The sequence below is a fragment of the bacterium genome (assembly GCA_040753085.1).
Taxonomy (GTDB): Bacteria; UBA9089; JASEGY01; order JASEGY01; family JASEGY01; genus JASEGY01.
In genome coordinates this window covers 1-3,547 of record JBFMHI010000212.1, presented here as the reverse complement: position 1 = coordinate 3,547, position 3,547 = coordinate 1, and the positions used below count along the sequence as shown (strand labels likewise).

General features: G+C 47.8%; 3 protein-coding genes. All 3 read right to left on the bottom strand.

The genetic code is table 11. The features are described 5' to 3' along the window. Positions 1–147: 147 nt before the first annotated feature. From AB1797_13600 to AB1797_13590, 3 genes are read right to left on the bottom strand one after another with little or no spacing between them, the layout of a single operon-like run. Entirely contained in the window at positions 148–2,622 is a 2,475-nt protein-coding gene (locus AB1797_13600; GenBank protein ID MEW5768620.1) for a sugar phosphate nucleotidyltransferase, read from the bottom strand. 34 nt (positions 2,623–2,656) lie between these two features. Next, positions 2,657–2,785: a hypothetical protein gene (locus tag AB1797_13595; protein ID MEW5768619.1), complete on the bottom strand. Its 129-nt coding sequence runs from the start codon at positions 2,783–2,785 to the stop codon at positions 2,657–2,659. Between the two features lie 60 nt (positions 2,786–2,845). Further along, positions 2,846–3,295 (bottom strand): hypothetical protein, encoded by a 450-nt coding sequence (locus AB1797_13590; protein ID MEW5768618.1) that lies wholly within the window; start codon positions 3,293–3,295, stop codon positions 2,846–2,848. Between the last annotated feature and the right edge of the window lie 252 nt (positions 3,296–3,547).

Sequence of the window (3,547 nt, the reverse complement as noted above, 5' to 3'; positions counted from 1 at the left end):
AGGTTTTTAGCAAGAGTAATAATATTGCCCGCCAATTTCACCCTCACCCTATCCCTCTCCCATCAAGGGAGAGGGAATTTTGCTTTGTCTCCCAACTAACTGCTTAACTTAGTTTTGAGTAGTTACGTAAGCAAAACTCGAAACTAACTATTGATATTTGGCTACCCTCTCTTTATATTCGGCCAGCAGCTTTTCTCCGACCTGAGATGTTTCTGCTTGTATAGAAAGATTAATATACGGCTGGTCAGGCTGAGGTTGAATAAGAATCCAACCGTTCTGATTAAATATTCTAAGCCCATCCCTGAGTTGGGTTTGGTCATCACCTGTATCTCCCATTAATCGTCGCATCACTTTTCTATGATGCTCTATCGGACAGGCGGCCTGTTCCATTAAAGGCGTAAAGCTGGGCAGATCCTTTCTTATTTCTGAAAGGGGCCGCTTTTCCCTGGCCAGAATATCCAGGGCCAGCACCGCCGCCGCTACGGCGTTAAAGGCCACGTGGAAGGGCTGAAAAACAAGCCGTTCACCATAAGATGCCAGGTGGACATCGTTGTCTCTGGCTTCAACTAACAGTGATCTTCGGGTAGGCGCCGTTCTAATAACTTCTCCTCCGGCTCGTTTTATCATCTCCTCCATAGGTGGGGGAACAATTCCAGGCAGGGCAATTTTTGCTTTAGGGAAGGTATTAATTACATAATAGATGAGCAGACTTATCGTTTCTTCCATACTCCAAGGGTTGCCCAGATTATCTACCAGGAGTAATCGTTCTCCTTCTCCGTCAAACATTATGCCCAAATCACCTTCCAATTTAGTAAAATTTTCTACTTCCTCCAGGGCAATGTGCTCAGTTTGGTAAACCTTGGTAAATTCGAGGGACTTGGCTTCCGGCCTGAGATTAATCACCCGGCAGCCCAATCTGGTCATAACCTCCAGACACACGTTGGAAACACTTCCGTAACTTGAATCAACTATCAGGGCAAAATTTCTTCGGCAGATAGCTTCGGCATTAACCCATTCCATTAATCCCTTAGCATAGAATTCTATCAGCCCTGGGGGATAAAGGGTCTTGCCGAATTCAGCCAGAGTCAGCCATCTTAATTCATCCCGGGAGAACAGGCTCTCAAAATAGTTCTCCAGCACTGGTGAAATATTCACGCCATCAGAATCAAAAAATTCTATGACCACGGCGCCGGGATCCTTTCTGGAATTCCTGACGTGTATACCTCCAATGGCCCCAAGGGACTGAAGGCTGTATCTGGTAACCAGAGATGGCATACTCTGCAAATTATAGACATCGGTGCCCATGCTCAGGAGACCGCTAATTAAGGCCCTTTTAATGATCCTGGAAATAGGCTTAGTATCCCGGCTGATGGCCAGAAATGACCCTTCTTCCAACATTGAGGCATAGGTCGCCCCTAATTTAGCCGCAAATTCGGGAGTCATTTGCACTCCGGCTGTCCCCTTTACGCCGTGCCAGCCAAAGAGCCGCCTGCTTCTCCTGCCTTCCCAGCCCATAGAATTATTGACGGTGGCGCCGGCTGAAACCCATCTCCCCGGCCAGACCCGGACCCCTTCCTTAATATTAACCGCCACCCCAAGTTTGGTGCCTTCTCCGATGGCGGCTTCGCGGTCTATTCGGGTATAATCCTGGACCTCGCAGCCCTGGCCAATAAAAGCCCCCTGAACAGCCGCGCCTTCTCCTAAATAACAACCACTGCCAATAATACTCCTTTCCACCACCGCTCCTGCCTTTATGTGAACGGCGTTGCCAATCACCGAGTAAGGTCCAACCCTGGCCCCTTCTTGTAACCGGCAATTCTGCCCAATATACACAGGCCCCTCAAAATAAATCCCCTCATCGATCTGGCAGCCGCTTCCACAAGAAATACCTTCTTTAACCAGCCGAACCTCTTCTATGTCTATGTTGACTTTTTTGTCCAGGGCATCCCAGTGGGCGGCCTTGTATCCTTCTAAATCATGGATAGCCCGCATATAGCCCTTAGCCATATATCCAAAGAGGCTGCCTGCTGAAAGGGCCGGGAAAACATCCCAGTAGAGGTCTTCTCCTCCAGATATGTCGGGGATTTTTTTGAATATCTCAGGGCTGAGACAGTAGATGCCCCCATTAGCCGCGGCCAAGCTGGCTTCTTCATCTGGGCTTAAAAATTTCTCTATTACTCCTCCCTGCCCACATAAGACCTTTCCCTGACCATTATCCACTTCACTCAAGGCGATAGTAGCCAGTCCGCCTTTTTCTCGATGGGCCTGCATAAGTTGGCTCAGATCAATATCGGTCAGAATATGCCCGCCCAGAACCAGGAAAGGTTCTTCTCCAAGCACCGGCAGAAGGGCCTTTATTTCACCTACTATCCCCTGAGGCTCCTCTTCTACCCCGTAAATAATATCCACACCCCAGTTCTTTCCCCCGCCAAAGTAGTTTCTAACCACTTCCCCTCGGTGAAGAAGGGATAAAATGACCTCCTTTATCCCATGTCGCCGGAGAACCAGGATAAGATGTTCCACTAAGGGCCGATTAATAAGAGGAAGCATTGAGGTGGGTCGAAAACAGGTCAGAGGTCTAAGCTCCCGGCCGGGTCTGCCGGCTAAAATAACTGCTTTCATAGGAATAACCTTTCTCTTAATAATTGGTAACCGTTCAGCACATGATGCTCGATGCTCGATCCTCGATGCTCGATCTTCGATGCTGGTAAAGGATCCAGTATCCAGGATCGAGCATCGAGCCTCGAGCATCGAGAGTATACCATTTGCTTATAAAACATGTCAAGGATTTTTCATCGGCCTGGATTAATCGCGAATCGCGAATTTAAAGATGGACATCGCCTTTTCACCATATCCATTTCCAACAGAGAGAAGGTCTTTTGTCTATCTGTATCATTGGCTTCAGGGACATTTTGGGGGCTTTTTCCCTCGCCCCGGTATAGCTCCGGTATTCAAAGAGGGCCACACACACGCCCGCTATCCCGATAAGGACATTTCGGCTCTTATCCAGTAATTCAGTCCTCTCTCTTTCTTTCTCCGCCGTAGCTTTATCTCTGGCTTCATCATACCTCTGATACGAACTATCCGCCATCAGATGCAGGATACCTGCCGCCCCCAGACTGGCCATGCTCGCTGTAAGGAACCGATCTCTTTCCATTGCAGATGGCGGATGATGCACCCCCTTCGTGGGTACCCGGGATGGTAGATTTAGCTCATTGGCCATAGAATTTGAAGCAACCACGATGGCGCAGATGAAAACACTTACCCAGCCTATCACCTTATTTTTCTTTCCCACCCGCCAATCTCCTTCTTTTTTTGTAACTGTTCAGGGGGTAATGAAAGTTGAGGGGAAATTTTTGTAACTATTCAGCTCTTAAGGCACAAAGACACAAAGATTACCAATAATAGCACACGGATTACACCTGACTTTCGCCAATAGCAAAAATTAAGTTTATAACCTATTGCAATAAGATATATTGCAGAAGCACGGCTGTATTACCTAAGAGGTCTCTTTAGCCGTAAAACAGCTAAGATTCAAGGTGTCAAA

Excerpts from the sequence above, each read along its gene's own strand:
- AB1797_13600 (MEW5768620.1), bottom strand. The coding sequence starts at position 2,622 with ATGAAAGCAGTTATTTTAGCCGGCAGACCCGGCCGGGAGCTTAGACCT.